Source organism: Lysinibacillus sp. NPDC096418, assembly GCF_044762775.1.
Lineage (GTDB): Bacteria > Bacillota > Bacilli > Bacillales_A > Planococcaceae > Lysinibacillus.
On sequence record NZ_JBIWEY010000086.1, the window covers coordinates 1 to 1,000 of the forward strand.

Annotated in this window: 1 protein-coding gene; it reads left to right on the forward strand. The window is 37.2% G+C overall.

Annotated features, from left to right (window positions below; translation table 11 throughout):
- Positions 1-119: 119 nt before the first annotated feature.
- On the forward strand, positions 120-1,000 hold an 881-nt coding region (locus tag ACIQZG_RS24550; protein WP_402758769.1), incomplete at its 3' end, for an ISL3 family transposase.

Genomic DNA, 1,000 nt, shown 5'->3' on the forward strand with positions numbered 1-1,000 from the left:
GGTTCTATAATATTTGTTGGGGTTTTTACACAATTACAAGCATGAAAAAAACACAGATTCACCGATTTATATATACTTGAATTGTCAAGAAACAAGTAATAGAAAGGTGAACTGTGCACATGAATTTTAACATGAATATCCCAGGATTAAAAGGTGTAGAGATTACTAAAATAGAAGAAGTAGGCGATCGAATCGCGTTGTATGTACAATTGCCGAAATGCCCGCACCGATGTCCAAGTTGTAAACAAAAAACAACAAAGGTTCACGATTACCGTATGCAAAAGATTAAGCATTTAAAATGGTTTGAGCGTTTAACTATTCTTTTCTATAAACGTCGTCGATATGTTTGTAATTGTGGAAAGCGTTTCTCAGAAAAATCCCCTTTCGTGGATAAATATCAACGCTACTCAAAGGAATGGAATCAAGTAGTAAATGTTCGTTCTGTTAAAGCAAAAACGTTTAAAGAAGCTGCAGAAGTACTAGGTACATCAACTACCACGGTCATTCGCCGTTTTAAAAAGGTCGCAAATAAACAATTAGTTGAAGGTGTACGTTTACCAAAAGCGATTGCAATTGATGAGTATAAAGGCGATACAGATGCAGGGACGTACCAACTAATCATTGCGAATGCGGAAACACGTGAGCCAATTGATATTTTACCGAATCGTAAAAAAGAAACAATTAAAAATTATTTGCGTCAGTATGGAGCTGATGTTGAAATTGTAGTCATGGATATGAATCCAAGTTTTAAAGCAGCTGTTCATCAAGCGTTAGGTCGTCCTGTCATTGTGGCAGATCGATTTCATTTTAGTCGTTACATCTACTGGGCAATGGATGAAGTGCGCCGACAAGTACAAAAAGAATGGGACAAATACAATCGCAGAAAGTGTAAGCGTATGCGTCATGTATTTTATAAACGTGCAGCCGAATTAACGTCTAAAGGACAGTGGTACTTACATCGTTATACGGCGATGTCCGACACATTAAGAGTAGCGCATGA